The 26,464-nt window shown below is 57.6% G+C and carries 24 protein-coding genes, 1 tRNA gene and 1 pseudogene; 18 read left to right on the top strand and 8 right to left on the bottom strand.

All coding sequences use genetic code 11. From position 1 onward, the window contains the following. The first annotated feature begins 160 nt into the window (after window positions 1-160). The 4 genes and pseudogenes from PMI25_RS26935 to PMI25_RS29730 all read left to right on the top strand — a co-directional run bounded on the left by PMI25_RS26935 (window position 161) and on the right by PMI25_RS29730 (window position 4,843). Complete coding sequence (locus PMI25_RS26935) at window positions 161-1,786, top strand: NADP-dependent glyceraldehyde-3-phosphate dehydrogenase (RefSeq protein WP_007969137.1); 1,626 nt, start codon at window positions 161-163, stop codon at window positions 1,784-1,786. Window positions 1,787-1,832: 46 nt separating this feature from the next. Then, window positions 1,833-2,873: an FUSC family protein gene (locus PMI25_RS26930; protein WP_177325749.1), complete on the top strand. Its 1,041-nt coding sequence runs from the start codon at window positions 1,833-1,835 to the stop codon at window positions 2,871-2,873. Between the two features lie 79 nt (window positions 2,874-2,952). Further along, window positions 2,953-3,846, top strand: a pseudogene (locus tag PMI25_RS29735) (acyltransferase family protein); the annotation flags it as partial. 145 nt (window positions 3,847-3,991) lie between these two features. Further along, window positions 3,992-4,843, top strand: a complete 852-nt coding sequence (locus PMI25_RS29730; RefSeq protein WP_024164503.1) for an SGNH hydrolase domain-containing protein — start codon at window positions 3,992-3,994, stop codon at window positions 4,841-4,843. On the opposite strand, the gene PMI25_RS26920 is transcribed toward PMI25_RS29730, so the two are convergent. Continuing rightward, window positions 4,830-5,726, bottom strand: a complete 897-nt coding sequence (locus PMI25_RS26920) for a DMT family transporter (RefSeq protein ID WP_007969134.1) — start codon at window positions 5,724-5,726, stop codon at window positions 4,830-4,832. The genes PMI25_RS29730 and PMI25_RS26920 overlap by 14 nt on opposite strands. A gap of 149 nt (window positions 5,727-5,875) precedes the next feature. On the opposite strand from PMI25_RS26920, the gene PMI25_RS26915 reads away from it, so the two are divergent. Together PMI25_RS26915 and PMI25_RS26910 are read left to right on the top strand one after the other, a co-directional pair. Continuing rightward, a complete protein-coding gene (locus PMI25_RS26915) occupies window positions 5,876-6,313 on the top strand; it encodes an Lrp/AsnC family transcriptional regulator (protein WP_007915449.1) in 438 nt (145 codons plus the stop codon). Window positions 6,314-6,371: 58 nt separating this feature from the next. Continuing rightward, window positions 6,372-6,698, top strand: a complete 327-nt coding sequence (locus PMI25_RS26910) for a YceK/YidQ family lipoprotein (RefSeq protein WP_007969133.1) — start codon at window positions 6,372-6,374, stop codon at window positions 6,696-6,698. Window positions 6,699-6,762: 64 nt separating this feature from the next. On the opposite strand, the gene PMI25_RS26905 is transcribed toward PMI25_RS26910, so the two are convergent. After that, window positions 6,763-7,434, bottom strand: coding sequence for a Bax inhibitor-1/YccA family protein (locus tag PMI25_RS26905; protein ID WP_003224442.1), 672 nt, complete (start codon window positions 7,432-7,434; stop codon window positions 6,763-6,765). A 123-nt stretch (window positions 7,435-7,557) separates the two neighbouring features. Between PMI25_RS26905 and PMI25_RS26900 the strand changes: the two genes are divergently transcribed. Together PMI25_RS26900 and PMI25_RS26895 are read left to right on the top strand one after the other, a co-directional pair. After that, window positions 7,558-7,645 (top strand) — tRNA-Ser (locus PMI25_RS26900). A gap of 532 nt (window positions 7,646-8,177) precedes the next feature. Beyond that, window positions 8,178-8,447 (top strand): hypothetical protein, encoded by a 270-nt coding sequence (locus tag PMI25_RS26895; RefSeq protein WP_007969132.1) that lies wholly within the window; start codon window positions 8,178-8,180, stop codon window positions 8,445-8,447. A 641-nt stretch (window positions 8,448-9,088) separates the two neighbouring features. Here PMI25_RS26895 and PMI25_RS26890 read toward each other — a convergent pair. Together PMI25_RS26890 and PMI25_RS26885 are read right to left on the bottom strand one after the other, a co-directional pair. Next, window positions 9,089-9,517, bottom strand: coding sequence for a hypothetical protein (locus tag PMI25_RS26890; RefSeq protein WP_007969129.1), 429 nt, complete (start codon window positions 9,515-9,517; stop codon window positions 9,089-9,091). A gap of 140 nt (window positions 9,518-9,657) precedes the next feature. Continuing rightward, the gene (locus PMI25_RS26885; RefSeq protein ID WP_007969128.1) at window positions 9,658-10,539 is read right to left on the bottom strand and encodes a LysR family transcriptional regulator; all 882 of its coding nucleotides are present in this window, start codon (window positions 10,537-10,539) and stop codon (window positions 9,658-9,660) included. A 99-nt stretch (window positions 10,540-10,638) separates the two neighbouring features. Here PMI25_RS26885 and PMI25_RS26880 point away from each other — a divergent pair, with 99 nt between their 5' ends. The 4 genes from PMI25_RS26880 to PMI25_RS26865 all read left to right on the top strand — a co-directional run bounded on the left by PMI25_RS26880 (window position 10,639) and on the right by PMI25_RS26865 (window position 13,624). Next, entirely contained in the window at window positions 10,639-11,703 is a 1,065-nt protein-coding gene (locus PMI25_RS26880; RefSeq protein WP_007969127.1) for an alkene reductase, read from the top strand. A gap of 11 nt (window positions 11,704-11,714) precedes the next feature. After that, on the top strand, window positions 11,715-12,551 hold the full coding sequence (locus PMI25_RS26875; protein ID WP_007969126.1) for a pirin family protein: 837 nt from the start codon (window positions 11,715-11,717) through the stop codon (window positions 12,549-12,551). Between the two features lie 41 nt (window positions 12,552-12,592). Further along, window positions 12,593-13,177 (top strand): isochorismatase family protein, encoded by a 585-nt coding sequence (locus PMI25_RS26870; RefSeq protein WP_007969125.1) that lies wholly within the window; start codon window positions 12,593-12,595, stop codon window positions 13,175-13,177. Between the two features lie 108 nt (window positions 13,178-13,285). Then, a complete protein-coding gene (locus PMI25_RS26865; RefSeq protein ID WP_007969124.1) occupies window positions 13,286-13,624 on the top strand; it encodes an antibiotic biosynthesis monooxygenase family protein in 339 nt (112 codons plus the stop codon). Between the two features lie 109 nt (window positions 13,625-13,733). Here the strand turns inward: PMI25_RS26865 and PMI25_RS26860 are convergent, their stop codons facing one another. The 4 genes from PMI25_RS26860 to PMI25_RS26845 form a co-directional block, all read right to left on the bottom strand. Beyond that, window positions 13,734-14,108 carry a hypothetical protein gene (locus PMI25_RS26860; protein WP_007969123.1) on the bottom strand — a complete coding sequence of 125 codons (375 nt, stop codon included), beginning with the start codon at window positions 14,106-14,108 and terminating at the stop codon, window positions 13,734-13,736. A gap of 66 nt (window positions 14,109-14,174) precedes the next feature. Next, entirely contained in the window at window positions 14,175-16,415 is a 2,241-nt protein-coding gene (locus tag PMI25_RS26855; RefSeq protein WP_007969122.1) for a TonB-dependent receptor, read from the bottom strand. Between the two features lie 110 nt (window positions 16,416-16,525). After that, window positions 16,526-16,927, bottom strand: a complete 402-nt coding sequence (locus tag PMI25_RS26850) for a ParB N-terminal domain-containing protein (protein ID WP_007969121.1) — start codon at window positions 16,925-16,927, stop codon at window positions 16,526-16,528. Window positions 16,928-16,952: 25 nt separating this feature from the next. Further along, window positions 16,953-17,843, bottom strand: coding sequence for an HpcH/HpaI aldolase/citrate lyase family protein (locus PMI25_RS26845; RefSeq protein WP_007969120.1), 891 nt, complete (start codon window positions 17,841-17,843; stop codon window positions 16,953-16,955). A 612-nt stretch (window positions 17,844-18,455) separates the two neighbouring features. Between PMI25_RS26845 and PMI25_RS26840 the strand changes: the two genes are divergently transcribed. From PMI25_RS26840 to PMI25_RS26815, 6 genes are read left to right on the top strand one after another with little or no spacing between them, the layout of a single operon-like run. Next, window positions 18,456-19,850: a Y4yA family PLP-dependent enzyme gene (locus tag PMI25_RS26840; protein ID WP_007969119.1), complete on the top strand. Its 1,395-nt coding sequence runs from the start codon at window positions 18,456-18,458 to the stop codon at window positions 19,848-19,850. 14 nt (window positions 19,851-19,864) lie between these two features. Then, on the top strand, window positions 19,865-20,908 hold the full coding sequence (locus tag PMI25_RS26835) for a PLP-dependent cysteine synthase family protein (RefSeq protein WP_007969118.1): 1,044 nt from the start codon (window positions 19,865-19,867) through the stop codon (window positions 20,906-20,908). 28 nt (window positions 20,909-20,936) lie between these two features. Then, on the top strand, window positions 20,937-22,097 hold the full coding sequence (locus tag PMI25_RS26830) for an NAD/NADP-dependent octopine/nopaline dehydrogenase family protein (protein ID WP_007969117.1): 1,161 nt from the start codon (window positions 20,937-20,939) through the stop codon (window positions 22,095-22,097). A 36-nt stretch (window positions 22,098-22,133) separates the two neighbouring features. Further along, the gene (locus PMI25_RS26825) at window positions 22,134-23,984 is read left to right on the top strand and encodes an IucA/IucC family protein (RefSeq protein ID WP_007969116.1); all 1,851 of its coding nucleotides are present in this window, start codon (window positions 22,134-22,136) and stop codon (window positions 23,982-23,984) included. 13 nt (window positions 23,985-23,997) lie between these two features. Further along, entirely contained in the window at window positions 23,998-25,239 is a 1,242-nt protein-coding gene (locus tag PMI25_RS26820; protein ID WP_007969115.1) for an MFS transporter, read from the top strand. A 15-nt stretch (window positions 25,240-25,254) separates the two neighbouring features. Next, complete coding sequence (locus PMI25_RS26815) at window positions 25,255-26,439, top strand: aminotransferase class V-fold PLP-dependent enzyme (protein ID WP_007969113.1); 1,185 nt, start codon at window positions 25,255-25,257, stop codon at window positions 26,437-26,439. Window positions 26,440-26,464: the final 25 nt, after the last annotated feature.

The following is a 26,464-nucleotide window of genomic DNA, read 5'->3' as shown; positions in this document are numbered from 1 at the left end:
TTCGCGAGCAAGCTCGCTCCCACAGTGGATTTCATAAACCAGTCAGAGCTCTGCTCTGGGGATCTGCGTGACATTGGCGGGTTTAAATTTCGGCGTATTCAGGCGTATAACCTGTAAAGACTTTTTGATCTGTATACGGACATCAACACGGGGTAGCGACATGACCACAGCAAACATCCTTGGCAATCTGTTCCCTTCTGTCAGCGACATCCCGGAAAAATACCGCCTCGACGGTCAGGTCGAGCAACGCGAATACCTCGTCGATGGCCAACTGCGGCGGTGGGACGGCCCACTCGCCATGGTGCGCAGCCCGGTGTATCTGCACGGCGAAAACGGCGATGAACAAGTGATTCTCGGCAGCACCCCGCTGCTCGACGCCGACACCGCCCTCACCGCCCTCGACGCCGCCGTGCGTGCCTACGACCGTGGTCAGGGCCTGTGGCCGACCATGCGCGTGGCCGAACGGATCCAGCACGTCGAAGCGTTCCTCGGTCGCATGCGCCAGCAGCGCGAAACCGTGGTCAAGCTGCTGATGTGGGAGATCGGCAAGAACCTCAAGGACTCGGAAAAAGAGTTCGACCGCACCTGCGACTACATCGTCGACACCATCAATGCACTGAAAGAACTCGACCGCCGTTCCAGCCGTTTCGAACTGGAACAGGACACCCTCGGCCAGATCCGCCGCGTACCGCTCGGCGTGGCACTGTGCATGGGGCCTTACAACTATCCGCTGAACGAAACCTTCACCACGCTGATTCCGGCACTGATCATGGGCAACACCGTGGTATTCAAACCGGCCAAGCTCGGCGTGCTGCTGATTCGCCCGCTGCTCGAAGCGTTCCGCGACAGTTTCCCGAGCGGCGTGATCAACGTGATCTACGGCAGCGGCCGCGAAACCGTCAGCGCGCTGATGGCCAGCGGCAAGATCGACATCTTCGCCTTCATCGGCACCAACAAGGCCGCCAGCGACCTGAAAAAACTGCACCCGAAACCACACCGTTTGCGCGCGGCACTGGGTCTGGATGCGAAGAACCCCGGGATCGTGCTGCCGGAAGTCGATCTGGACAATGCCGTCAGTGAAGCCGTCACCGGTTCGCTGTCGTTCAACGGCCAGCGCTGCACCGCGCTGAAGATCCTGTTTGTGCATGAGGATGTGGTCGACGCTTTCATCGAAAAATTCAACGCCAAACTCGCCACACTGAAACCGGGCATGCCGTGGGACAGTGGCGTGGCGCTGACGCCATTGCCGGAGTCGGGCAAGGTCGATTACCTGCACGGTCTGGTGGCCGACGCACAAAGCAAGGGCGCAAAAGTGGTCAACCCCAATGGCGGCGAAGCGCGGGAGTCGTTCTTCTACCCCGCCGTGCTGTACCCGGTGACGCCGCAAATGCGCGTCTACAACGAGGAGCAGTTCGGCCCGGTGGTGCCAATCGTGCCGTACCGGCATCTCGATACCGTGATCGATTACGTGCTGGAATCGGACTTCGGCCAGCAACTGAGCCTGTTCGGCACCAACCCGGTGGCGATCGGCCGACTGGTCGATACCTTCGCCAACCAGGTCGGGCGGATCAACCTCAACGCCCAGTGCCAGCGCGGCCCGGACACTTACCCGTTCAACGGGCGCAAGAACTCCGCCGAGGGCACGCTGTCGGTACACGATGCACTGCGGGTGTTTTCGATCCGCACGCTGGTGGCGACCAAGTTCCAGGACAGCAACAAAGACCTGATCAGCGAAATCATTCGCGGCCGCGATTCGAGCTTCCTCACCACCGATTACATCTTCTGACGAGGACTTTGCACTGAGCACCTTCAGCACCCAACGACTGCCACCGCTGCTGCGGCGAATCCTGCGTCCGTTGCTGGACCCGTACCGCCGCTACCAGCACGCCCGACTGATTCACGCGGTGCGGGTAGCGCTGGGGCTGCTGGCGACCATCCTGCTGACCACCGGCATCAACCTGCCCCATGGCGAGTGGGCCTCGGTGACCATGCTGGTGGTGATCGGCGGCCTGCAACACCACGGCAACATCGGCAAGAAAGCCGCCGAACGCGCCACCGGCACCCTGATCGGTGCCGGCGTCGGTCTGCTGCTGGTGGCGCAGCAGGCGTGGCTGGGCCTGCCGTGGCTGACCTACTTTGCCATGGCGGTGGTCTGCGGCTTCTTTTCCTATCACGCGATCGGCAAGGGTGGGTACACCGCCCTGCTCTCGGCGATTACCGTGTTCATCGTTGCCGGACATGGTGACAACCCGATCACCGACGGCTTGTGGCGCGGGGTCGACATCCTGATCGGCATCGCCCTGGCCCTGGCGTTTTCGTTCGCCCTGCCGCTGTACGCGGTGTACTCGTGGCGCTACAACCTGGCCGATGCCTTGCGCGACTGCGCCACGTTGTACGGGCGGATCATCAGCGGCCAACCGGTCAGCGCCGATGAACACCTGAAGCTGATGGGCCGGGTGACCACGGTGATGGTGCAGCTGCGCTCGCTGATGCCTTCGGTGTCCAAGGAAGTGAAAATTTCCATGACCGAACTGGACGCGATTCAACGCAACCTGCGCATGTGCGTCAGTACCCTGGAAATCCTCGGCAACACCCGCCCGGATGCCAACGACCCCGACGCCATGGCCCACCTGCAATCGGCACTGCGGGCCGAACACCGGGTGATCCGCGTGCAGCTGATCGGCATGGCCCGGGCCTTGAAGTCCGGCGCCACTCAACGCCTGCAGCGCCCGCTGGAGTTGCCGGACGCCAGTCTCGACACACCGGTCTACAACACGCTGGACGGCTACCGCTTGCTGACCCGCCAACTGGCCGCGAACATTGGCGAGCTGCGCCAACGCCTGGCGATGACGGCGCCGCGCTGGAACATCTGAATCAGCGGAAAAATCCATGTAACAAAGCTGACATCATCACTACAATGCGCCGCACAACGGATGTGACATGGACGCATAAATGCAATTCAGGAAGAGTATCAACGCCCTGCGGGCACTGGCCGTGCTCGCGGTCGTGCTGTTTCATTTCAAGGTGCCAGGGTTTGAGGGCGGATTCGTCGGCGTAGACGTGTTCTTCGTCATTTCCGGCTTCCTGATGACCGGCATCATCGTCAATGGCGTGCAGCAGCAGAACTTTTCCCTCCTCGGTTTCTACGCCTCCCGCGCCCGCCGCATCATTCCCGCCCTGCTGGTTTTGTGCGTTGCGCTGCTGGTCTTCGGCTACCTTTATCTGCCGCTGGACGACTTGCGCGAAACCATCCGCACGATCAAGAGCAGCCTGCTGTTCAGCTCGAACTTCAGCTTCGCCGAAAGCGGCAATTACTTCGCGGTGCCGCTGCATGAAAACTGGTTGCTGCACACCTGGTCGCTGTCGGTGGAGTGGCAGTTCTACCTGCTTTATCCGGTGCTGATCATGGGTTTGCACAAGCTCTTCGGTGCCGACAAAACCCGTTATGCGCTGCTTGCCCTTGCGTTGATTTCGCTCGCGGCATCCATCGTCGTGACCCGCCTCAACCCGACGTTCGCCTTCTACATGCTGCCCACCCGCGCGTGGGAAATGATCGCTGGCGGGCTGGTTTTTCTGTTTCCGCTACGATTGAGCCCGCGCGGCGGTGCGATTTGCGAAGGGCTCGGCCTGCTGGCAATTGCCGTCAGCGTGCTGGGCTTTTCTGAAGCGGATCTGTGGCCCGGCTACCTGGCACTGGTGCCGGTGCTGGGGACAATGCTGGTGATTCACGCCAACACCCGGTCGGTGTTCAGCAGCAATTCTGCGCTGCAGTTTGTCGGCAGCATTTCCTACTCGGTGTACCTGTGGCACTGGCCGCTGGTGGTGCTGCTGTACCTGTGCGGCCTGCTGAACAGTTGGCCACACGTGATTGGCGCGATAATCGCCTCGTTCGCCCTCGGCACCCTGTCCTTCTACCTGATTGAATCCAAGGTAAAAAAACGGTACGACCGCCACACGCACGGTGATCAAGTTCGCAGCGCTGACGGTGGCTATGGTTGCGGTGTCGGCAGTAACGTCGTCGCTGGTCAAGCAACACCCCGACTGGCGCCCGGCGCTGGTCGAACTGGGGCAGCCGCAATACACCAGCAAACTGTATCCGCAGGAGTGCTACCCCAACGCCTATGCGGCGGCGGATTGCAAACTGGGCACGGGGGATGTGTCGGTAATTCTGTACGGCGACAGCCACGCGCAATCCACCGCAGCAGCGGTGCAAATGCACAACCCGCAGGCGGCGCTGTCCTGGTCCCGGGGCGGTTGCCCGACCCTGGCGCACTTCGCCATGCACGACAAGAGCGTCGAAAGCCAGTGCCGGGGCTTCAATCAGGAAAAGCTGCAACAACTGAAAACCGCCTACGCCGGGATCCCGGTGGTGCTGTTCAGTCGCGCGGCGCTGTACGCGGATTCGGGTCGGGAAAACAGCTACCGGATTTCCTTTCCCGAGCGCCAGGCCGGGTTTGCCGAAGCCTATACCGAAGAGTACGTCAGCACCGTCTGCTCGATCGCTGAAAACCATCCGGTGTACATCGTCAAACCGATCCCGGAAATGCCCTTCAGCGTCTACAAGGGTTTGAATCTGAATCAGCGATTGTTCCGGCAAACCACGGACATTTCCCTGCCGTTGCAGGCATACGAGAAACGCAACCGCGTCGCCATCGCAACCATCGAAGCCGCCGCCAGCCGCTGCAACGCGACGGTAATCGATCCGACGCCGTACCTGTGCCCCAACGGCAACTGCATGGGTTCCATGGACGGCGTGCCGCTGTACTTTGACGACAATCATCTGGTGGATGCCGGCAATCAGCAGCTCAAAGGCCTGTTCAAGGATCTGATCAAGCCGATTTGAGCTGGCGCCGGGCTTTCAGGCCCCAGCCCTGTTGCATCCCGGCGGCGGCCAGCAGAATCGCTGCCACTCCGATCCACTGGAGGATCTCCAGGCGATGGCCGAAGGCGAACCAGTCGACGAAAATCGCCGCAATCGGGTAGATGAACGACAGCGCACCGGTCAGGGCAGTCGGCAGTTTCTGGATCGCGCCGTACAGCAGCACATACATCAGACCGGTGTGGACGATGCCCAGCGTCACCAGACTGGCCCAGGCGCCGTTGGTTTGCGGCAGGCCGTTGAAGTGCGCGAACGGCGCGAGCAACAGCACTCCGGTGCAGACCTGGATCAGCGCGATCAGGTGCGGCGGCGTGCCGGTCAGGCGCTTGATGATCAGCGCTGCAATCGCGTAGAGCAACGCCGCGCCCAACGCCAGCACAATCCCCAGCAGGTATTCGCTACCGCCCTCACCCTGCCCGCCATGGGCACTGACGATCGCCAGCATGCCGAGAAAGGAAATCGCCAGCCAGAACAGCTTCTGCAAGGTGATTTTCTCGCCGAGAAACAGTGCCGCCAGACCAACCAGCATGAATGGCTGCACGTTGTAGACCGCCGTGCCGATGGCGATCGAGGCCCGGGAATATGAGCCGAACAACAACACCCAATTGCCGACAATCGCCACTCCGCTGAGCACCGCCAGCAGGAACGTGGTGCGGGTCAAAATGCCCGGACGCAAGAAGCCAAAAGCCGCGCAGATCAGCAGCAAGGTGCCGGCGCCGAACACGCAACGCCAGAACACCACATCCAGCACCGGTTGCCCGGACACCAGCACGAACCAGCCGATGGTCCCGGAAATCAGCATGGCGGCGGTCATTTCCAATGAACCACGGCGTATTGTGTTGCCCATCATCGATCTCCCTAAGCATTTGACGAAAGCGTGGCAAAAGTATGCCAAGCCGACACCCCACGCCTCCAGCGCAAAAAGCAGGCTAAACTCGACTTCTGCCTTTTTTATCGCGGGTGGTTTACCGCAAGTGCCTAACCCGGAGTTGCGCCATGACCGACGATATCGACCAGATCCTCATCAGCGCCTTGATGGAAGACTCGCGCCGCTCGCTCAAGGCATTGGCGCAGATCAGCGGCCTGTCGTCACCCAGCGTGGCCGAACGCCTGCGTCGCCTCGAGGAGCGCGGCGTGCTCAAGGGCTATACCGTCGAGATCGACCCCAAATGCTTCGGCTATCAGCTCCAGGCCATCGTCCGGGTACGTCCGCTACCGGGTCAACTGCAGGAAGTGGAACGGCAGATCCTGTCGATCCCGGAATTCACCGAGTGCGACAAGGTCACCGGAGAAGACTGCTTCATCGCTCGCTTGCACGTGCGCTCGATGGAACAGCTGGATACCCTGCTCGACCGCCTCAACACGCTGGCCGAAACCAACACCGCGATCGTCAAGAAAACCCCGGTCAAACGTCGTTTGCCGCCGATGGCGTGAATGCTTTTTGCGCCTGTTCGGCGTAGATTAAGGTTTTTCCGGCGAAGGATTGGCGGTAATGAGAATTCAGGCAGTGATGCTGACGGTGTTGATGCTCACCGGGTGCGGGACGGTACAGACCGTTGCGCTCAGCGACAATTTCTCCGTGAAACAGCTGAAAACCCAGAAAAGCTACTGCGGCGCGGTGCCGCGCATTTACAGCGGTGCAACCTACGACTTCTGCATGCTGCACGCCGAAAAGCCGGATGACGTCGACGCGTTCAATTACAACAACGCTTCCTTTGGTTTGGTGGTCGATGCGGCAGTTTCCGGCGTGTTGGATACGTTTCTGCTGCCCTACACGATTTACAAGCAACAGGCCGATGGCAGCATCGTGATCAACTGATCCGCTTTTCGCAGACAACAAAAAACCCGCCGAAGCGGGTTTTTTGTTATTTCACGAACAGCGATCAGTCGTCGCGGCTCATGATGCCGAAGATCTGCAACAGGCTGATGAACAGGTTGTAGATCGATACATACAGGCTGATGGTTGCCATGATGTAGTTGCGCTCGCCACCGTGGATAATCGCGCTGGTCTGGAACAGAATGCAGACCGACGAGAACAGCACGAAACCGGCGCTGATTGCCAGTTGCAGGCCGCTGATCTGGAAGAACATGCCCGCCAGCGTTGCACCCAGCAACACGAAGAAACCGGCGGTGATGAAACCACCGAGGAAGCTCATGTCCTTGCGGGTGATCAGCACGTAGGCCGACAGACCGCCAAACACCAGCGCAGTCATCGCAAATGCCGAGCTGACTACTTCAGCGCCGCCCTGCATGCCCAGGTAACGGTTGAGGATCGGGCCGAGCAGGAAACCCATGAAACCGGTCAGCGCAAAGGCGGACACCAGGCCCCACGCGGAATCACGGAGTTTGTTGGTGAGGAAGAACAGCCCGTAGAAACCGATCAGCACCACGAAAATATTCGGGTAGCCGACGCGCATCTGCTGCGCCACGAACGCCATCACACCGCTGAATGCGAGGGTGAGCGCCAGTAGACCGTAAGTGTTGCGCAGGACGCGGCTAACCTCTAGCTGCTCAGCCTGCACGCTGTTGTGAACTGCGTAATCCTGTTCGCGCATGGCGACACTCCTGTTGGTTTGAAACGTTCAGTGGCAAAGATCATAACAGACGCTCTGTAACAAGCCATGCACAGAGTTTGACAGTGTGTTTCATTCAGGTATTATGGCGCCCGCAACGCAAACGGAGGTGTGGCCGAGTGGTTTAAGGCAACGGTCTTGAAAACCGTCGACTGTAACAGGTCCATGAGTTCGAATCCCATCGCCTCCGCCATCTTATGTACGACAAAGCCCTGATTATTCAGGGCTTTGTCGTTTCTGGCGTCCTGAAAAATTTCCGCCTTGCCGGATGCGTTCCATAACTCGGCGAGCAGCGGGGATCGGCAGATGCCGCCGAGAACGTGCGCGGCGCACTCTGGACGATCGACTGGAACGAGGAGTTCATCAAGATGACCTTGGCCGTTTTGATGGCGCCCGAGTGACCGCTTTCGGCTCTGGATTCAACCTCTACAAAATCAGCGACGGTTCAACCATCCGCTTCTGGCCGTTAGCTACCCAAGGCATAGATATATCTCGAATTTCAGGTCGCACCTCTTCGCTGCGATCGCCTTGACCTCCCTCCCTCTTCACCTACACTCCCCGGCACCGGCAGTAAGCTCGTATCGGTGTTTTCCTGGACAATCATCTCAATGCAGTCAGGGATGAACGGAAAACTATTCAGGAAATGGATTCCGGAAACCATTGAATAAACGGGGCGTACTCCGAAAAGCCAAACGAGTAGGAATTTAAATAGGGAGATTTAATTCATGACAGCTCAAGAACATCTTGTTGGTGGATGGACCCCTTACCACAAACTGACTCCCAAGGATCAGGAAGTCTTCAAAGAAGCACTGGCCGGCTTCGTTGGCGTGAGCTACACGCCCGAAGAGGTTTCCAGCCAAGTCGTTAATGGCACCAACTATCGCTACAAGTCGAAAGCCACGCTTCCGGGTTCGCCAAACGGCTGGCAAGCGATCGTAGAAATCTACGCGCCAACTAATGGCAAGCCGCACATCACTCAGATCCATCGGATCTAAAAAAAGCTCCAATCTTCGGGTCTTCGCAGTCTAAGGCCCGAAGATCGATCAAGCCATCCCGCTAGCGCGATCAAGAATTGCTGCAGCACTCCGTTGAGGTCGAAGTGGCTGGTCACTGTTCTGAATGCAACCCGCATTTCTCAATTGACGACACATTGGACCATCGATGTCATCGCCCATCGGCCGAATGAAGTACGCCCCCCCTCGCATGTCGACAATTTGATGCTACAAACCCAGACAGACGCCAGTAGCGGATCTGGGTGATTTGCATATCAATCAGGTAGAAAAATTGAATTAGCCAGTTGTCCTCTTGGTCAAGAATTATGAACGCAGAAAATCTGACGAGGTGACAGCAATGACTATCCAGGCAGAGACACTCGTACAACTGACCGAAGCGCTTCAAGAGCAAGGAATGAATCTGGTTTCAGATGTTCACTTTACTCGCGCGCCATACCGGCAGAACCACCGCTGGATTTGCATCGTAGAGTAACCATGCTCGTTGCCGGTGGCTCGGACCAAGCCTCCACCGCCGGCTCCACTACCCGCTACGCCTTTTCCCTTCCGCCCACCCGCGCGATGGGCTGATAGAGAACATCTGCTTTACACCTCCACTCTCAGCAAAGGGCGAGACCCTGATGATTTCACTCACTGCACATATCGCCGGTTTGACGTCTTTTTCTCACACAATTGATCGTCAAAAGCACACCGGCTGCAATACCTTGTGTACCGCACATGAGCCAGATCAGGCCTATGTGAAAAAGAACCCAGGCACTCAAACCTAAAATCAGTGTTAACAATACCCCAAGTAAAAGTAGTGGCAGGTGATGCACAGAGGGGTTGTCCTCCAGCGAGTCGGAAAAAATGCTCCAGCATGCCCATTGCGAGAACAGCGACAGCAGCAGCCACAACATAATCACCTCCCAACCTGCAAAGGACTGTGGGGTGAACAGGTTGATCGTCGAGGTGATGGTGAACCAAAGAGTGAAGACGAATGTAGTGCTTGAGGGTACGGTATAGGCTGGAAGGGCAATGGCTATCTGAATCAACTTTAGTGTTTGCAATCGAGTCATTCATACGCTCCCTGCATGTTGAATTTCACCGCGCCCTATGGACTCTTCAACGACTATAGATCAGGAGTTTTTCGAGGGGGAGCATTCAGGTCGGTCTCGACAAGCAGAAAAGCGCCAAGAGCAGTCATGCGCTTTAGACTCTATGCGCATTCAAGCTTATCTCGCAGAAACTCAATGAATCTTTGCGTTTTCGCTGGAAGCAAGCGGGTTTCAGTCAGCGCGTAAACCGAAACTGGCGATGCTTGCCATTGCGGCAGCACTTTGCGAAGTTTCCCGTCCGAAACATCTTGAGCTGCGATCCCCTCGGGCAATAACGCCACGCCAAGATCCAAAGATGCCAAACGCCTCAGCATGCCTACGCTGTTCAGTTCGAATCGCCCTCCGACATCGACATCCACCCTCTCAGAAGAACAAGACAGCGTCCAACGACCTGCACCTTGGCCACGTAAGCGTAGGCACTCATGATTTACCAGTTCCGATGGATGACCAGGCTCACCGGATATCTCCAGATATCGCGGCGAGGCATACAGTCCGCGCCCCAAACTCGCGAGTTTGCGAGCAATCAGATTTGAGTTTGCAGGCTCCCCCATCCGAATCACAACGTCCACAGGATCAGTAATCAGATCGACCTGGCGTGGGCTCAGATCGAACTCAAAATTGATACCGGGATGGATCTGCGAAAACTCCGCAATCAACGGGGCCAGATAGACGGTGGCGAAGTCTACGGGCAAGGAGGCACGCAGCAGTCCGCTGGGCCGGGCCAGGATCTCGCCCAGTTGTTCATGCGCCAGACGAGCTTCATCGACGATCCGCTTACAGCGTTCAAAGTACAGCTGGCCCGCTTCGGTCGGCTCGATCTTGCGCGTCGTACGGTGCAACAACCGCAAGCCAATGCCTTTCTCTAGCTCACTGATACGCCGTGACAAGGTCGAGTTGGGTATTCCCAGCGTTTCTGCCGCACGCGTGAAACTGCGCGCCTTTACCACTTCGACAAATAACGCCATGTCGTTAAGAAAGTCCAAATGATTATCCCGCCTATGGATTAGTCATTTCGATTTTACGGTATTTATCCCGAATAAGGATTAACCAATCATAGGCCCATCACTCAAAGAGGCACCGAAATGAAATCTCTTTTTTCCGAAGTCCAGGTGGGCCGCTACACACTATCCAACCGTATGGTCATGGCACCAATGACCCGCTCACGCTCAGATGATGCCGGTGTACCCAGCGAACTGGTTGCAAGCTACTACGCTCAACGCGCCTCTGCGGGATTGATCATCAGCGAAGGCGTATTCCCGGTCGCGACTGGCAAAGGCTATGTCCGCACACCAGGTATCGAAACCAGCCAGCAGGTCGCGGCATGGAAAAAAGTCACCGACGCCGTCCACGCTCGCGGTGGTCGCATCTTCATGCAACTGATGCATTGCGGACGCGTGTCCCATCCTTCGTTGCTGCCTGATGGCGCACAACCTCAGGCGCCCTCGGCGATCAAAGCCGCCGGTCAGACCTACACCGCTGCAGGATTGCAGGATTTTGTAACACCCCACGCCCTGACCATCGCTGAAATTGCCGAGGTTGTTGACGGTTACCGCCAGTCTGCGCGCCGGGCGATTGAAGCAGGATTCGACGGCGTTGAACTGCACGCAGCCTCGGGCTACCTGCCCGAACAGTTTCTCTCCACCGGAAGCAACCAGCGCGACGACCAGTACGGTGGTTCGGTTGAAAACCGCACTCGCTTCGTACTGGAAGTGCTCGCCGCGATGGTGAGTGAAGTAGGCAGCGACCGTGTCGGTATCAAGATTTCCCCGGAGATGAACTTCAACGACATCGTCGATGCCAATCCGCAGGAAACCTACACCAGTCTGGTCAAGCAGCTTCGTGACCTGAAGCTTGCTTATCTACATGTAGCGCTGTTCGGGGCCAAGTTTGACTACCACGGGGCATTGCGCCCGCTGTTCGACGGCAGTTACTTGATCGGTAGCGGCCAGACCAAAGAAAGCGCCGAGTCGCTGATTAATGAAGGTAAGGCAGACGCCGCAGTATTCGGCAGCACCTTCCTGGCCAACCCCGATCTGCCTGAACGGTTCCGGGTAGGCGCTGAATTGAATACGCCAGACAAGAACACTTTTTACGCCCCAGGCGCAGAAGGCTATATCGATTATCCAACCCTGTCTCAAGAGGCCTGAGGACCGCAATCATGCTACCCATCGCACGTTTACAGCGCATGAACCACGGCAGCCAGTTCCGGGCGTTCACCCTGCGGGGTGATCAGTACGCGAAACCTATCGATCCGTTCTTGGGCGTAGACCACGCATGGATTAGCGGACCAACTTTTCCAGCGCATCCGCATGCGGGCTTTTCTGCGGTCTCCTACCTGTTCCTGGATTCGGAAACAGGCATCGATAACCGGGACTCGCTAGGCAACCGCAACCTGATCCAACCGGGTGGTTTGCACTGGACGGCGGCGGGTGAAGGCATTGTTCATGAAGAGGTGCCGGCCCAGCCGGGCAAGACCGTTCACATGTTGCAAATCTTCATCAATCTCCCACAGAACAAACAGGCAGATGCGCCATTTGTCTTCAGTGTGGAAGCTCAGGACGTCCCTACGGTTTATCGGGCTGGGGCTAAAATCAGAGTTCCATTAGGCAACTTCGAAGGGCTGGCTTCTCCGTTGCTACTGCCTACGGACGTAAGGCTTCTGGACATCACTCTTGAAGCCTCAAGCGAAGTGCAGATCCCGGTTCCAGAAGGACACGTGGCGTTCCTGATGCCTATCGACGGTGAGGTGTATGTGGATGGTCAGCCGTACGATCTGAATGATGCCAGGGCACCGGTCAATCTTCCTCAGCGCGCGGATCGGGTTGTCACCCTGCAAGCAAAGAACGGAAATGCCAAGGCAGTCTTGTTTTCCGGCACTCCGTTGAATCAACCCGTTTTTTGGCAAGGGCCGATCGCCCTTGCTTCGATGGACGCACTGGCCGCAGCAGTCGATGGCTACCGGCGCGGTGAGTTCGGAACACTGCAAGCTCTTTAACCGGGGGAACAGTCCCCATCGCCGTTGTCAGGAGAATCACAATGTCATTCGAAAACTTCAATGCCGATAATGCCGCCTTGCTGCTGATCGACCATCAGGTCGGAACCATGGGCTGGGCTAAATCCATGCCTTTTGAAGAGCTCAAGCGCAACGCCCTGATGCTGGCCAAAGCGGCCCGCATTCTCAAACTTCCCGTGGTATTGACGTCCAGCATGGAAGAGCATGCCCAAGGCCCGCTGCTGAGCGAACTGGAAGAAATCCTCCCGACCGAGTTCGCCGGACGTATCAAGCGCATGGGTATCGTCAATGCTATGGACGATGAGAACTTCGCCGCAGCCGTGAAGGCGACTGGCCGCAAGAAACTGATTATTGCCGGCGTAACTAACGATGTGTGCACCGTTTATCCAGCACTCTCGCTCGTCCGTGATGGCTACGAAGTGCAAGTTGTTGCTGATGGCGGTGCGTCACCGACAGCCATGGCGGATGACATCGCTTTGCGCCGTATGGACAAAGCGGGAGTGACGCTGACCACCACCAACCAACTGATCGCCGAACTGGCGGGCAGTTGGGCAACACCAGAAGGCGGTGAGTTGGTTCAAGTACTCATGGAGGCATTCGGCGAATAGAGGGCTCCACTCACTGAAACTTCTCATCAGGCACCGGTGCATGCATTTTTTACCGCACGGTTTTGCACGGCCGGTGTCATCAGAAGAAGCAAACAACGGAGGTCGATCATGGCGCTCATTCGCATTGCAGAAGATGACACATTCATACAGATCGTTCGCTTCGATGTCCCCGCGGACAAGCAGCTAGAACTGATCGACGCCATCGCTAGCGAGGTTGAGCGATGGGTACGACACAGATCCGGCTTCATCTCTTCGTTCTTTCACGCGAGTTTCGACGGAAAGCACGTAGTGAACTATGCGCAATGGAAAAGTAAGGCCGACTTTGAGGGTTTTACGCACGACCCTGAAACTGAACACCTTCAAAAGGCGATTAGAGCCGTTTCGTTATCACTTGAACCGAACGCTATCCATTGCCGAGTGGTTCGAAGCATCACACCCGTTTCGTGAGCGAGGAGCGTCAACATGGCTCTCAAAAATGCCGCACTCTCGATGTATTCGCTCTTCAGAACGGCGCTTTAAACTAAAGCTGCCGTTTTACTATCAGTGCTCGGGCACGTCATCCCAGGTGCGGTTTGAGCAGGAGCCAAGCCTCAGAAGTGAAGCAATAGCTTTTATCGAGTCGGCATTCAATGACGCCTACCTCGGCAAGACGTTTGAGAACCTCACGAACACTGATAATAGACAGCTCTGTAGTAGACGCTTCTATAAAAGCATGCACATCCTGCACCCCTATCACGCGCTCCTCACGAGTAGCTTGGAGAAGTGCGTTAATCACCTTCAAACGAAAGAGACTGGTGCGCAAACCGTAAACGCGCAGCATCTGACGGATATGGCCATTCATGCTGCAATCGAATTCGAGTGCCATCTGAGGGGGCTTGATCAAAAAAGGACGACAGTTATCAGCTATGAAAAATCCCTGAATGCTCAACATGCAAGTGCTCCCTCTCACAATTGATGAGGGCAGGTATCCGCTCTTGGCTGTACCTGCCCTGCTGTGTCAAAAGTCGACAGTTGCAGATAACTGCAAAGTCCGCGGATAACCGGGAGAGAACGCACCGTAAGAAGCAACTCCCGACCAATACTCGCGATCAAAAATATTCTGCACCGTGGCGCGGAATGTAGTAGGCCGGCCGTCAATTTTGGTGGAGTAACGTGCACCCGTATCGAAGCGGGTCCAAGAGTTCAACTCTTGCGTGTTGGCTTGGTTGACGTACTGGCTGTCGGTGTAGATCGCCCCCCCGGTGAGGGTGAAGCCTTCAAGCCATGGCGTATCCCACTCAGCCCAGAGGTTGGCTTGCACGTCCGGCACGCCGACCGGTTTGTTGCCGCGATTGGCCCTGGTTGCCGAATCGGTCAGTTCGCCGTCGAGCACTGTGACGCCACCCATCAAGCGTGTACCCGGTGCGACTTCACCGAACATGCTCAACTCAACACCCCGGTTACGTTGCTCGGCTTGTACTGAGAAAACATTATCAGCGCCCACTTCACCGCTCGGCTTCTCGATCTGGAAAAGTGCCAGCGAGGTCATGAACGTGCCGTGCTCATATTTGACGCCAATCTCATGCTGCTTCGACTCGTACGGAGCGAAGGTTTCGCCAGCGTTGGCCGCGGTGCCCGGGGCGATGTCGCCCTTGCTCAAGCCTTCAACATAATTGTAGTAGAGCGAAACATCTTCCCAAGGTTTGATCACCACACCGACCAGCGGGGTCGTGGCGTTATCCTTGTATTTCGAGCTGACTACACCGCTCGCGTTGTAATTGCGTGACTCGATTTCCTGGCGGCGCACACCGAGGGTCAACTGAAAGCGGTCATCAAACATCGCCAGGGTGTCGGTCAGCGCCACACCGGACAAGTCTGATTCGGAAACCCGCGAAACCTTCGGCGCATTGAGGTATTGCTGCGGCCTGTCGATCGGGTGGTAAATGTTCGACAGGATCGGCGTGCCATTATTGATTCCGCGTGACAGCTCATCCTGATACCGGGTCGCCATTACCGTGGTTGTGTGGGTAATCGGGCCGGTGGCAAATACGCCACGCATACCGACGTCTGCCGTCGAGCGATCAACATTGAATTTGTAGTAACCGGGAATGTTGCTGGTATCGCCGGCATCATTAAGGATTCTTGGAACCTGGTCGGACAGACGCTTGACGTCGGACTTACCACCGCCGGCATGGGCGAATACGGTGACGTTGTCAGTCAGGTCATATTCGCCACCGAGCAACCCGGACTGCTCTTTGGTGTCGGACCAGCCCCAATCCTGCGAGTGGTTTGTGCGGCCGTTCGGTGCGGACGGCACATCGATGCCCGGCGCAATGGTGAACGGCCGCGAAGCGCCCTCCCAACTTTCCTTCTGGCTGATGTAATCGAGGTTCAGGCGCAGACGCTCGCCGCGATAATCCAGAGCGATAGCGCCAATACCGAGATCGCGCTGCTGGTCATCGACAGCAGTATCGCCGCCCTGCAAGTTGCCGTTGAAACGCAAGCCGAACTGGTTTTCCGAACCGAAGCGACGACTCAGGTCCAGATGCCCACCAACCTGCGAGTCCGAGGCATAGGTGCCGGTGAACCGGGTAAGGTCTTCATCCAGTGGTCGCTTGGGCACGATGTTGATCACCCCTCCGACGCCGCTGTTTGGCGAGATGCCGTACATTAGCGCGCCTGGCCCTTTGAGCACTTCGACTCGTTCTGCGTACTCGGTAAACACGCGATAGTTCGGCGCGACGCCGTAGACACCGTCGAACGCCAGCTCACCAAGATTGCCTTCACCGATCGGGAAGCCGCGGATGAAAAACGAGTCAACGATACCGCCGGTCTGGCCGGTAGAACGCACCGAAGGATCCCGTTCCAACGCATCGGCGACAGTGACGGTTTGCAAATCGGCGAGGGTCTTGGCGGTGTAACTGGTAACGCTGAACGGCGTGTCCATCACGTCTTTGTTGCCCATCATGCCCAGCCGTGCGCCTCGCGCCACCTGGCCACCGGCGAGGGTTTCCGGCAAGGCAGTTGCGCCGTTGTAACGGGCGTTGATGTTAGTGGTGTCGAGGGTCAGCGCATCCGTGCTGTCGTCAGCCAGTGATACTGGCACAGCGTTCGAGGTTGTATCGGCGACAACTTTTTGCTGTTCCGGGCTTGCAGCCCAGGCGTTGGCGCTTCCTGCGACCAGAACGAAATTCAACATGGCGGTACGCACGGCGAGTGTTAGCACCCGCTCACCGCAAGGACGACTGACAACAGGCATGACGTGAGGATCCTTTTCATCAAGGGAAAATGGTAATCACTCCTATTGCCAGCCGATCTGCGAAAAAGTATCACCCGAAGTAAAGTTTATTTGCCGAAGCTCGATACACCTCAGGCGTAAAGGCGCTCAAGCGGAATCGCGACCACCGGCAGCGCGGGGTTAAACGCGTGACGGGTTGTCTTGTACGGAAAAATCTCGCCGCGGGCGATGGTGTTGAAAATCAGCGCAACCTCGAACGCTTGCCCGGTTTGCCAATGCCGCACACAGACGCGCGAATCGGTGTAATCGAGCTGGATGCACGGCACACGTTTCAAGCCCAGTTGCAACGCTGCGGTGAAGCGGTGATTGCCGTCCATCACGATGCCGCGCGAGCGCTCGACGATGATCGGTTCCAGCCAATGCCCGGCACGGATAATCGACTCGCGAAGCAGCGTCACGTTGGCCGGGTCAACCTGCTCCGATTGCAACACGCTGGAAAGTGGCCGTAGCGCAATCTGATAACCGTGATCCATGGTGGTCTCCTGATTCGTCGGGGATTCAGCAAGCATCAGCGCGAGCAATCGACGCGTATCGGCTGGCCACATCGAGCAGACGCTGGGCATGTTCTATCAGCGGCAGATCGACCATCTCGCCGTCCACTTGCACCGCATAACTGCCTGTCGCGACCGCTCGCATCACCCTGTTGGCCCAAGCCAACTGGCGCGAATCAGGGAGGAATGCACGCTGCACCGTGCTCAGTTGTCCGGGATGAATACACAGCTTGGCGCCGAAGCCCAGCGATCGCGCGTAAAGCGAGTCCTTGGCGACCACCGTCAGATCGCTGATCGCCGGCGTCACGCCATCAATGGGCGCGGGCAAATCCGCCGTGCGCGACGCCAGCACGATGCGGTTGCGGGCGAACAGAAAAGCCTCGGGGATCTGGCTGCAGTTGATGTCCACCGAGAAATCCAGCGAACCGAACGCCAGCCGCGCCAGACCCGGAATGGCCGCGATCGCCTCGACCTGTTGCAAGCCCTTGGCGGTTTCGATGATGGCGACGATCGCCAGTGTCGGTTGCCATTCCAGCAAGCGTTCGACGACCCGGGCCAGAGCCTCGGGGCATTCGGCCTTGGGCAGGAAAATCCCGTCGCAACGCTCGGCGTGGCGCATGTCGCTGAGCCAGCTCAGGTCTTGGGCAAACAGCGCGCTGCTGACGCTGTTCAAGCGGATGTATCGCGCGCAGGCAACGCTCGGCGTTTTCTCCTGCCAGGCGCGGATGGCGTCACGGGCGCCGGCTTTGCTGTCCGGATGAACGGCGTCCTCAAGGTCGAGAATGATCGCGTCCGGCCCGGCTTCGCAGGCTTTGGAAAAGCGCTCGGGACGATTGCCCGGCACGAACAGGTAGCTGATCGCGAGTGGGGCTTTGCGGCTGAGTCGATCGGATTGCATGGCGTTGCTCCTTGGCGTGAACCAGTCGTGGTTTCTGAAAATTTTCAGGCCCCTTCAGCGGCAAATTTGCCGGCTGTTCCGGGGCGTCTCGCAACAGCCCTTAACGCCTTATTGTTCAAGGAATTAACGGACTTTTTTATCTCCGGGCGAACGCGTCCTTGAGCGTGTAAATACACGTTCATTGATTCGCCCTGCGCAGGTCTTTATTCAAAAATATTTGAAAACCTTACTTGATAATCGTTCCTGTTCGCAATATTGTTCACGCCGTCAAGAGGAACTATCCTCGCTTCAAAGCAAGTCTTCAGTGTCTCGGGAAGGACCTGCCAGTGATGTCAGTTGAACATCAAGTTTTGGCATTTTCAGGGAATTGACCAGCAACTAATGGCCAATTAATACGTCCGTATAAACCTTAGGGAGTGGGATGCTCATGCCATTGTTTTGTGAACCATTTATTACGGCAATCGTTGCGAATTCAACATCGAGCTTTGCTTGGCACCCACCACCTGACTGTTTAAAACCTCGCACCTGACGAGTAAAAAGACGACATAAATCGATAACGCTCAGTTATCGTAATATCAATGGCGAGGCTATTTTCAGCGCCAAGGGTTAACTATGCCTACAACAAATACACCGACTGTTGAGCAGCAAAGAAAAGTTCATAATCCGGAGGTATTAACGCCTCTGATTGATCCGATTATTTCCACGCTTATCAACAACTTTCCGAATACACTTGGCGATTTGGTCGAGCAGTACGGGTCACCGTTGAACATGGTTTGGCCCCATGCATTTGAATTAAACGCGCAAGCGCTGCTGACGGTATTGAAGCAGTACAAAGTGGCCCACGCGATCTTCTACGGCGCCAAGGCCAACAAGTCGCAGAGTATGCTCAGCGCTGCGGCAGATGCGGAAATCGGTGTAGATGTGTCGAGCATCCATGAATTGCAGGCCGCCCTGCGAGCCGGTGTACCTGGGGCAAAAATCTGTGCCACGGGACCGGCCAAAACCGTGGTATTTCACCAGGCATTAATCAGCGCCGGCGCACTGATTTGCGTGGACTCACGGGAGGAGTTCGGGCACCTGACAGGCGTACTTGCGGCACAGGCAGTGCCGATCAAAGCCAGGATTTTACTGCGTTACAGACCCAAAGACAGTGCAAAAAGCCGCTTCGGCATGGGCGCGCAGGACTTGCTCGACTGCCTGCAACGACTGACGAAACAACGTGAGTATTTTGACTTCGAAGGATTTCATTTCCATCTTGGTGGCTATGGCTTCGAATCCCGGGTGCAAGCTTTTCGCGAGGTCACCGGGTTCGTCGAAGCGGCCAGGGAAATGGGCTTGAATCCGCAGATGATTGATATTGGTGGCGGCCTGCCGATTCGTTATGTCGAGCCCGAGGCCTATGCCCGATTTCTGCAAAATGACAACAACCCCCGCCATTATTACCATAACAGGGTTCCCGCAACTTATTACCCTTACGGCAGCGAATTGACCGCGCCACAATGGTTGGGCTTATTGCTCGACGCGGAACATTCATCGGGCGTGTCAATTGCCACTTACCTGAACCGGCACAATATAACTTTGGCACTAGAACCGGGACGAAGCCTGGTGGATCAGGCAGCGATTTCAATATTCCGCATCACACGCACAAAGAAGCTGACCGATAATAAAACCGTCATCTTTGTCGAAGGCAGTAGTTTCAGCGCCTGTGAAACCTGGTTCGCTTCTGAATATCTGGTTAATCCCATACTGATCAGCACGCAGCAAACCCCATCTGCGCCAACCCAAGCGTACATTGCCGGTCATAGCTGTCTTGATGACGACGTCCTCAGCTATCGCTTGATCAATTTTGCAAACGAACCACGCAGCGGCGACTTATTGATTTACGTCAATACAGCCGGTTATCAGATGGACTTGCTGGAAAACGAGTTTCATCGCCATCCCCTGCCCCGGCGGTTGACGGCGACCTGTTGTACGGAAGGTAACTATGCGTTTTCACCTGACTACTAAAGGGAACAATTGCAATGATATTGAATAAAGTCTCGGACCTTATTGGTAATACGCCGATGTTGGGTATTGATGTTCCGGATACCAACGCGCGATTGTTGTTGAAGATTGAAAAGAACAATCCCGGTGGCAGTATCAAAGATCGCATGGCGCGCAATATGGTGCTGGCCGCACTCAAGTCCGGTCGCCTGAAACCCGGTGGGGTGGTGGTCGAGTCTTCCTCCGGCAACACCGGGATTGGCCTGGCCATGGCCGCCGTCGAATTTGGCCTGCATTTTATTGCCGTGGTCGATCACCACGCCGCGCAAGACAAAATCGCCGTAATGAAAGCCCTCGGTGCCGACATTCGTTTTGTCAAAGGCACTTATCGCGAAGATGAAGTCGCGGTGGTCGAGCGCCAGCAAATGGCCGCCGAACTGGCGAACGAGATTCCCGGCGCGGTGTTCATGAACCAGTCCGACAACGCCGCCAATGCGGGCGGCTACAGTGATTTCGTGCGCGAAACCATTGCGCAGGCTGAAGGTGTGGTTGGGGCTTACGTGGGCTGCGTCGGCACCGGCGGTTCGATGACCGGTATTGCGCGCGGCTTGAAAGTGCACAACCCGGACACCGTCACCGTCGCGGTGGAACCCGCCGGCTCGATTGTCTTCGGTCACCCTGGCTATCCCTACTATCAATCCGGCACCGGCACACCGGCCGGCGACACCGTGGGTCTGGTGCTCGACTACAGCTGCATCGATCTGGGCGTGCAAGTCACCGACTCGCAGGCGTTCGAAACCGCGCGCTACATCGCGCGCAACTTCGCCTTGCTGGTCGGTGGCTCGACCGGAGGTGCAATTTTCAAGGCTCTGGAGTTGATCCATAAAGGCGTGCTGACCGGCAACGTCGTGGTGCCGATCGCCGACGGAGGCGAGAAATACCTGCACACCGTGTTCGACGACAAATGGCTGCAAGAGCGCGACCTGATCGACCCTGGCATTGCCCCGCAACTGGATGCCTGGCTGGGCAAGACCCAATGGCTGGACTCCCTTTCCGCGCCGCTGCAACTGAGCGTCGCATGACCCATCCTTCACACAGGAACGCCTCTCGATGAATCTGTTGAAAGTCGCCATTTGTGGTGGCGGCAGGACTGGCCATCTCAACGCCATCCTGTTCAAGCAACTGCCCGATGTTCAGGTTTCGATGCACACCCACAATCAGGAAGTCATCGAACAGTACGCCCGCCAGACGCCAATGCAGGCGTTGCTGCCCGATGGTTCAACCCTCAGCGCCCGACTGGATCGAGTCACCAGCGACGCCAAGGCAGTGGTTGAAGATGCCGACATCGTCATCATCACCGTGCCGGCCCATGCGCGCCCGCAAACCCTGAAAGACATCACGCCGCACCTGACCACCAACAAACCGGTGTTTATCGGCGCCATTCCCGGCTTCTGTGGTTTCGATTGGCTGGCCGAAGCCACCCTGCCCGATCGGCCGAATGTGGTGATCTGGGGCATGAAGGACGTACCGCACACCGCGTTTGAATTGACCCCGGGACGTTCGATCAAAATGGGTGGCGGCAAAAGCCAGTTGTACGTGGCGACCCATGCCCGGGAACCGCAAACCGCGCGCCGCCAGCTAGAGAAAATACTCACTCGCCTGTACGGCCCATGCGTGACGATGCTCGAGCATTTCCTGGAAATCACGCTAACGCCGGGCAACCCGATCATGCACAGCTCGGTGATATACGGCCTGATCGGCCCCTACGGCCAGTGGCACCGCAAGATCTTCCCGCAACGCATGTGCTGGTGGACCGAATGCCCGGAGCTCGGTGCCTATTTCCTCGAACGTATGGATCAGGAAAGCCAGGAGCTGTGCGCGGTGATCAGCCAGCGTCTGGGCATCGACCTGTCTTCGGTAAAATCCCTTAAGCAGGAAATCGTCGAGGCCTACGGTGAACAGATCCGCGACCAGAGCAGCATGCTCTCGATCCTGCGCACCAATCAGGCCTACAACGACATCCTCGCGCCGATGGTGCCCGCCGCCGACAACCGCGCCGGTTACGTGATCGAGCGCGAGAGTCGCGCCTTCAATGAAGACGTCGCCTACGGTCTGGTGCTGCTGGTGGAAATGGCCAAACGCTTCGACCTCAAAGTGCCCTACATCGAGGAAGTCCTGCAGTGGAGCGTGGCCTACATGGACGGCCTGCGCGACTCGGCACTCGACTACTTCCCGCGCCGATGGCCGCACACGACAAGCGCCGCCGCTTGATCTCTCTATTCAATTTTCGACGAGCAGACCGCTGATATGGATGACTTCAAGACACTGATCGCCTACTCCCGCAAAAACGCCATGCGCCGTCTGGTGCGCTGCCTGTTTGCGGAAAACATCCTCGACCGGGCGGCCTTGAGCTTTTCCGTGGAGGGCAACCAGGCCACGTATCCGCTCAAGGGTGGTCGCGCGCACCTGGCCTTTTCCGACATCGCCAAAGGCCCGGCCGACACTGTGGTCAACGACGGTGACGTGGTGTTGGTCACCGATGAAGGCGTGCGCCAGCTCATCACCAGCCATCAGGACATGCTCGATGTGCTGCGTGACAGCTTCGACTTCGTGCCGACCGACGAAGGTATCGCCGGACTCAAGGCCGACATGGAAAACAGCCTGAGCAACGACGCCCACGCGCGTCAGCATCGCCAGCAGTGGAACGTTCGACTGGCACAGGCCACCCGGGAGGCCGGGCTCGACAGTTTCACCAACTACCTGCGCCAGCACGCCAGAACCAAGGACGCTGCCATTCTTCTCGACCAGTGGGGTTCACTGGAAGGTCACCCGTATTACCCGACCTGGAAAGCCCGCCCCGGCCTGACCGATGAAGAAGTCGAGCAACTCTCACCCGAGTTCAACGCACAGGTGCCGCTGCGCATCGCCGCACTGCGCGCCGACAATGCGAAAAGCGAAAGCATGCCGCACGTGATCGATTACCGTGCCTGGTTCGCCGAGAGTTTCCCGACGCAATGGGAGCAGTGGAAAGCCGCATTGAACAACAAGGGACTGGACGAAAACCAGTGGCTGCCGTTGCCAATCCACGGTTGGCATTTGCAGGCCTACGTACTGGAAACCTTTGCGCAGGAAATCGCCGACGGCATTCTGATCACCGACGGCCCGGACCTGCCCAGCCTGCCGACCATGTCGTACCGCACGATGATGCCGGTGCTGGATGACTGCGCACCGCTGATCAAACTGCCCATCGCGGTGTGGATGACCAGTGAACTGCGCAGCCTGCAGGCAAAATCGATTCACATGGGGCCGCGCATCAGCACGGTGATCAGCCAGATTCTGCAAGTGGAAAACGGCTTCGATCAGCGCCTGGAAATCTTCCCGGAAGAAATCGGCGTGCGTTACAAAAACGCAGTCACGCAGGACGATCATCCGGGCCGGCATTTGTCCGTGGTCTATCGCAGCAGTGCGCCAGCGTTCGAACGCAGTGATGATTGCCTGCCGATTACCGTGGCGTCGTTGTTCACCCGTTTGCCCGGCAGTGGTCGCCCGCTGTTCACCGAACTGATCGAGCACGATGGCGTGCGTGCCACTGCCGCGCAGGTCGAGAGCTGGTTCCGCGAGTACGCCAAAGTGGTCACGCACCCGGTAGTGGCGATCTACTTGATGTACGGCATCGGCCTCGAAGCACACCAGCAAAACACCATGGTGCTGTTCTCGCCCGACGGCAAGGCGCGGAGCCTGCTGATTCGCGATTTCGGCGATGGCCGCACGTATGCGCCGCTGCTCGAAGGCCGTGGCTACAGCCTGCAACCGCACGTGCAACCGGGTATTCTGCCGACGGTATTTTCGGATGATATCGAGCCGGTGCGCATGTTTGTGCTCGACGCGGCGTTCCTCACGCACTTGCACGAAATCGCCCTGTGGCTGACGAAGGAATACGGCTTCAACAACACGCGACTGTGGCAGGTGTTGCGCGAGGAAACCGACCTCGCGTTCGAAGCAGTGCGCGACCGAGTCGCGACAGACGTATGGGAAGTCGAGCACAAGGCGTTCGTTGAAGATCCATGGCCGACCCGCTCGTTGTTGCGCATGCACATGATGCAGTACAGCAACTATCGTTTGCAGCACACCCTGACCAACCCGCTCGCTAGCGTTTAACCGAGGCTGACTCATGTCCCATGCAGGTGCCATCAAGGATTCGAGAGTAAGAATCCTGATTTATCTTCTATTTGCGATCCAGTTAGTCTCGATGGGCGCGATGGAAATGAGCGGGCCGTTCTGGCCTGTCCACCTGCGTGGGCTGACGACTTCGGAGTCGCTGTTCAGCTTTGCCAGCATCGCCGTGTACGTCGGGCCGATGCTCGGCATAATTCTCACCAGTGCATTCTGGGGCCGTATCGGTGATCGCTACGGCCACAAGTTGATGATGATCCGTGCCCTCGCCGGTTTGTCGTTGACCCAGCTTGGACTGGCCCTCTTCAGTGACATCTGGGTCATTCTGATCCTGCGGTTTCTGCAAGGCGCGTTTGCCGGCTACATCGCCCCGGCACAGGCCTACGGTGTCAGCATTGAAGCGCCGTCGCGGCGCGCACGGCTGTTCGCCATCCTGCAGATTTCTACCAATGTCGGCTCATTGCTCGGCGCAGTGGTCGGCGGCTTGATCCTCGATTACGCGACGTTCTTCTGGATCAACATCATTGCCTCGGCGCTGTGTGCGGTGTGCACCGTGATCGCCGCCGTGACCTTGCCGGACGTGCCGCCGGTGAAGAAAACCGTGGTCGCGGACAAGGCTGCACCGGCGCGTTCCGCCAGCCTCTGGCAAGGTTCGCCGTTACTGTCGCTGCTCGGCGTGATGGGCATTCTGCTGCTGGCGAGAATGCTGCCGCAGACATCGTTTTCGCTGTATGTCAGCTCGGTGTTCGACGTCAGCAATTCAGTGGTCGGGCTGTGCTACGGCTTGCTCGCCCTGGGCTTCATTTTGTCGGCCACGGCCTGGTCGCGCTATTTCGAACACCGTGGCCAACAGGACACCTTGCAGCGCATGACTTACGTCGTGCTCGGTTGCATCGTCCTCACTGCGGTGGCCGGCGTCACCCATGACCCGGTGGTGTTTGTCATCGCCTATTTCATTTGGGGCGTGTTGCTCGGCGCCACCACACCGGTGCTGATGGCGCTGATTTCGAAAACCGCCGACAGTTCGCAGCAAGGCCATGTGCTGGGAATAGCCCAAGGCACTGCACAGTTCGCTTCGATTGCAGGGATTTCCGCCGGCGGCTTGCTCAGTCAGGTCTACGGTTTGCAGTACACCTATCTGTTTGTCTGTCTGGCGTATGTCCTCGCACTGATTCCGATTGTCGCGCTGCGCTACCGGTCTGCGGTAATGCAACCGAGCCCTGCCCCGGAAGGGGACTGATCAAGGAGCCTGCTTTTGAATATTGAACAACTGCGCGCAGACACCCCTGCCGTCGCGCAACTGATTCACTTCAACAACGCTGGCGCCGCGCTGATGCCCGCGCCGGTGATCGAGACGATGACCCGGCACATTCAGCTTGAAGCGAATCTGGGCGGCTATGAAGCGGCCGGACAGCAGTCGGCCGAAGTGGAGAACGTCTATAGCGCCATCGGCCGGTTGATCAACGCCGAGCCTGATGAAATCGCCGTGATCGAGAATGCAACCCGCGCCTGGGACATGGCCTTCTATTCATTGCCGCTGCAACCCGGCGATGTGGTGCTGACCTCAACCACCGAGTACGCTGGCAACTACATTCCTTACCTGCAAATGAAGCAGCGGCGTGGTATCGAGATTCGGCTCATCCCCAATGACGAACACGGGCAGATCTCGTTAACCGCGCTTAAAACGTTGCTCGACGATGAACGGGTCGCGCTGATCTCGTTGCCGGTGATCGCGACCAATGGCGGCCCGGTGCAGCCCGTCGAACAGATTGGCGCCCTCGCCCGTGCGGCCGGCGTGCTGTTTTTGCTCGACGCTTGCCAGGGTGTTGGGCAGATGCCGATCGATGTGGACAAAATCGGCTGCCACATGCTCGCCGCCACCAGCCGCAAATATTTGCGAGGGCCGCGCGGGATGGGATTTTTGTATGTCGAAAGGTCTCTGTGTCAGAACCTCGAGCCGGCTTTTCTTGACCTGCATGCCGCTTCGCTACAGAACGCCGAGACGTTCACGATCCGCGCCGATGCCCGGCGTTTCGAAAACTGGGAATGCAACGTGGCGGCCAAACTCGGCCTCGGTGCTGCAGTGGAATACGCGCTGATGCAAGGCGTCGAAGCGATGTGGCAACGCATCCAGCGATTAGCCGACTACCTGCGCCAGCAACTGGCAGAGATCCCCGGTGTCACGCCGCGAGACCTGGGCGCGGTGAAGTCCGGCATTGTAACTTTCAGCCACTGCAACAGCACTGCCGCGCAGGTTCAACAGTGGCTGGCTGGCCAAGAAAAGCGCATCAACGTCACCTCTTCAACGTTTCGCTCGACCCTGCTCGACATGCAACACCGGGACTTGCTGGAGGTCAGCCGTGCTTCGCTACACGCGTATAACACCGAGGCAGAAATCGAAACGATGATTGCCGCGTTACGCGCTTTGCCGAACCCCTGAACCGAACACCAATCGGCTCTTGCGT

It is taken from the genome of Pseudomonas sp. GM30 (genome assembly GCF_000282275.2).
Lineage (GTDB): Bacteria > Pseudomonadota > Gammaproteobacteria > Pseudomonadales > Pseudomonadaceae > Aquipseudomonas.
Note: the sequence above shows the minus strand (reverse complement) of the source record. Positions and strands in the feature narration are given on the sequence as shown.

What these genes read in the sequence shown, in the direction of transcription:
- PMI25_RS26935 (WP_007969137.1), top strand. Translation starts at nt 161, where the DNA reads ATGACCACAGCAAACATCCTTGGCAATCTGTTCCCTTCTGTCAGCGAC.
- PMI25_RS29730 (WP_024164503.1), top strand. Translation starts at nt 3,992, where the DNA reads ATGGTTGCGGTGTCGGCAGTAACGTCGTCGCTGGTCAAGCAACACCCC.
- PMI25_RS26920 (WP_007969134.1), bottom strand. Translation starts at nt 5,726, where the DNA reads ATGGGCAACACAATACGCCGTGGTTCATTGGAAATGACCGCCGCCATG.
- PMI25_RS26915 (WP_007915449.1), top strand. Translation starts at nt 5,876, where the DNA reads ATGACCGACGATATCGACCAGATCCTCATCAGCGCCTTGATGGAAGAC.
- PMI25_RS26910 (WP_007969133.1), top strand. Translation starts at nt 6,372, where the DNA reads ATGAGAATTCAGGCAGTGATGCTGACGGTGTTGATGCTCACCGGGTGC.
- PMI25_RS26905 (WP_003224442.1), bottom strand. Translation starts at nt 7,434, where the DNA reads ATGCGCGAACAGGATTACGCAGTTCACAACAGCGTGCAGGCTGAGCAG.
- PMI25_RS26895 (WP_007969132.1), top strand. Translation starts at nt 8,178, where the DNA reads ATGACAGCTCAAGAACATCTTGTTGGTGGATGGACCCCTTACCACAAA.
- PMI25_RS26890 (WP_007969129.1), bottom strand. Translation starts at nt 9,517, where the DNA reads ATGACTCGATTGCAAACACTAAAGTTGATTCAGATAGCCATTGCCCTT.
- PMI25_RS26880 (WP_007969127.1), top strand. Translation starts at nt 10,639, where the DNA reads ATGAAATCTCTTTTTTCCGAAGTCCAGGTGGGCCGCTACACACTATCC.
- PMI25_RS26875 (WP_007969126.1), top strand. Translation starts at nt 11,715, where the DNA reads ATGCTACCCATCGCACGTTTACAGCGCATGAACCACGGCAGCCAGTTC.
- PMI25_RS26870 (WP_007969125.1), top strand. Translation starts at nt 12,593, where the DNA reads ATGTCATTCGAAAACTTCAATGCCGATAATGCCGCCTTGCTGCTGATC.
- PMI25_RS26865 (WP_007969124.1), top strand. Translation starts at nt 13,286, where the DNA reads ATGGCGCTCATTCGCATTGCAGAAGATGACACATTCATACAGATCGTT.
- PMI25_RS26860 (WP_007969123.1), bottom strand. Translation starts at nt 14,108, where the DNA reads ATGTTGAGCATTCAGGGATTTTTCATAGCTGATAACTGTCGTCCTTTT.
- PMI25_RS26855 (WP_007969122.1), bottom strand. Translation starts at nt 16,415, where the DNA reads ATGCCTGTTGTCAGTCGTCCTTGCGGTGAGCGGGTGCTAACACTCGCC.
- PMI25_RS26850 (WP_007969121.1), bottom strand. Translation starts at nt 16,927, where the DNA reads ATGGATCACGGTTATCAGATTGCGCTACGGCCACTTTCCAGCGTGTTG.
- PMI25_RS26845 (WP_007969120.1), bottom strand. Translation starts at nt 17,843, where the DNA reads ATGCAATCCGATCGACTCAGCCGCAAAGCCCCACTCGCGATCAGCTAC.
- PMI25_RS26840 (WP_007969119.1), top strand. Translation starts at nt 18,456, where the DNA reads ATGCCTACAACAAATACACCGACTGTTGAGCAGCAAAGAAAAGTTCAT.
- PMI25_RS26835 (WP_007969118.1), top strand. Translation starts at nt 19,865, where the DNA reads ATGATATTGAATAAAGTCTCGGACCTTATTGGTAATACGCCGATGTTG.
- PMI25_RS26830 (WP_007969117.1), top strand. Translation starts at nt 20,937, where the DNA reads ATGAATCTGTTGAAAGTCGCCATTTGTGGTGGCGGCAGGACTGGCCAT.
- PMI25_RS26825 (WP_007969116.1), top strand. Translation starts at nt 22,134, where the DNA reads ATGGATGACTTCAAGACACTGATCGCCTACTCCCGCAAAAACGCCATG.
- PMI25_RS26820 (WP_007969115.1), top strand. Translation starts at nt 23,998, where the DNA reads ATGTCCCATGCAGGTGCCATCAAGGATTCGAGAGTAAGAATCCTGATT.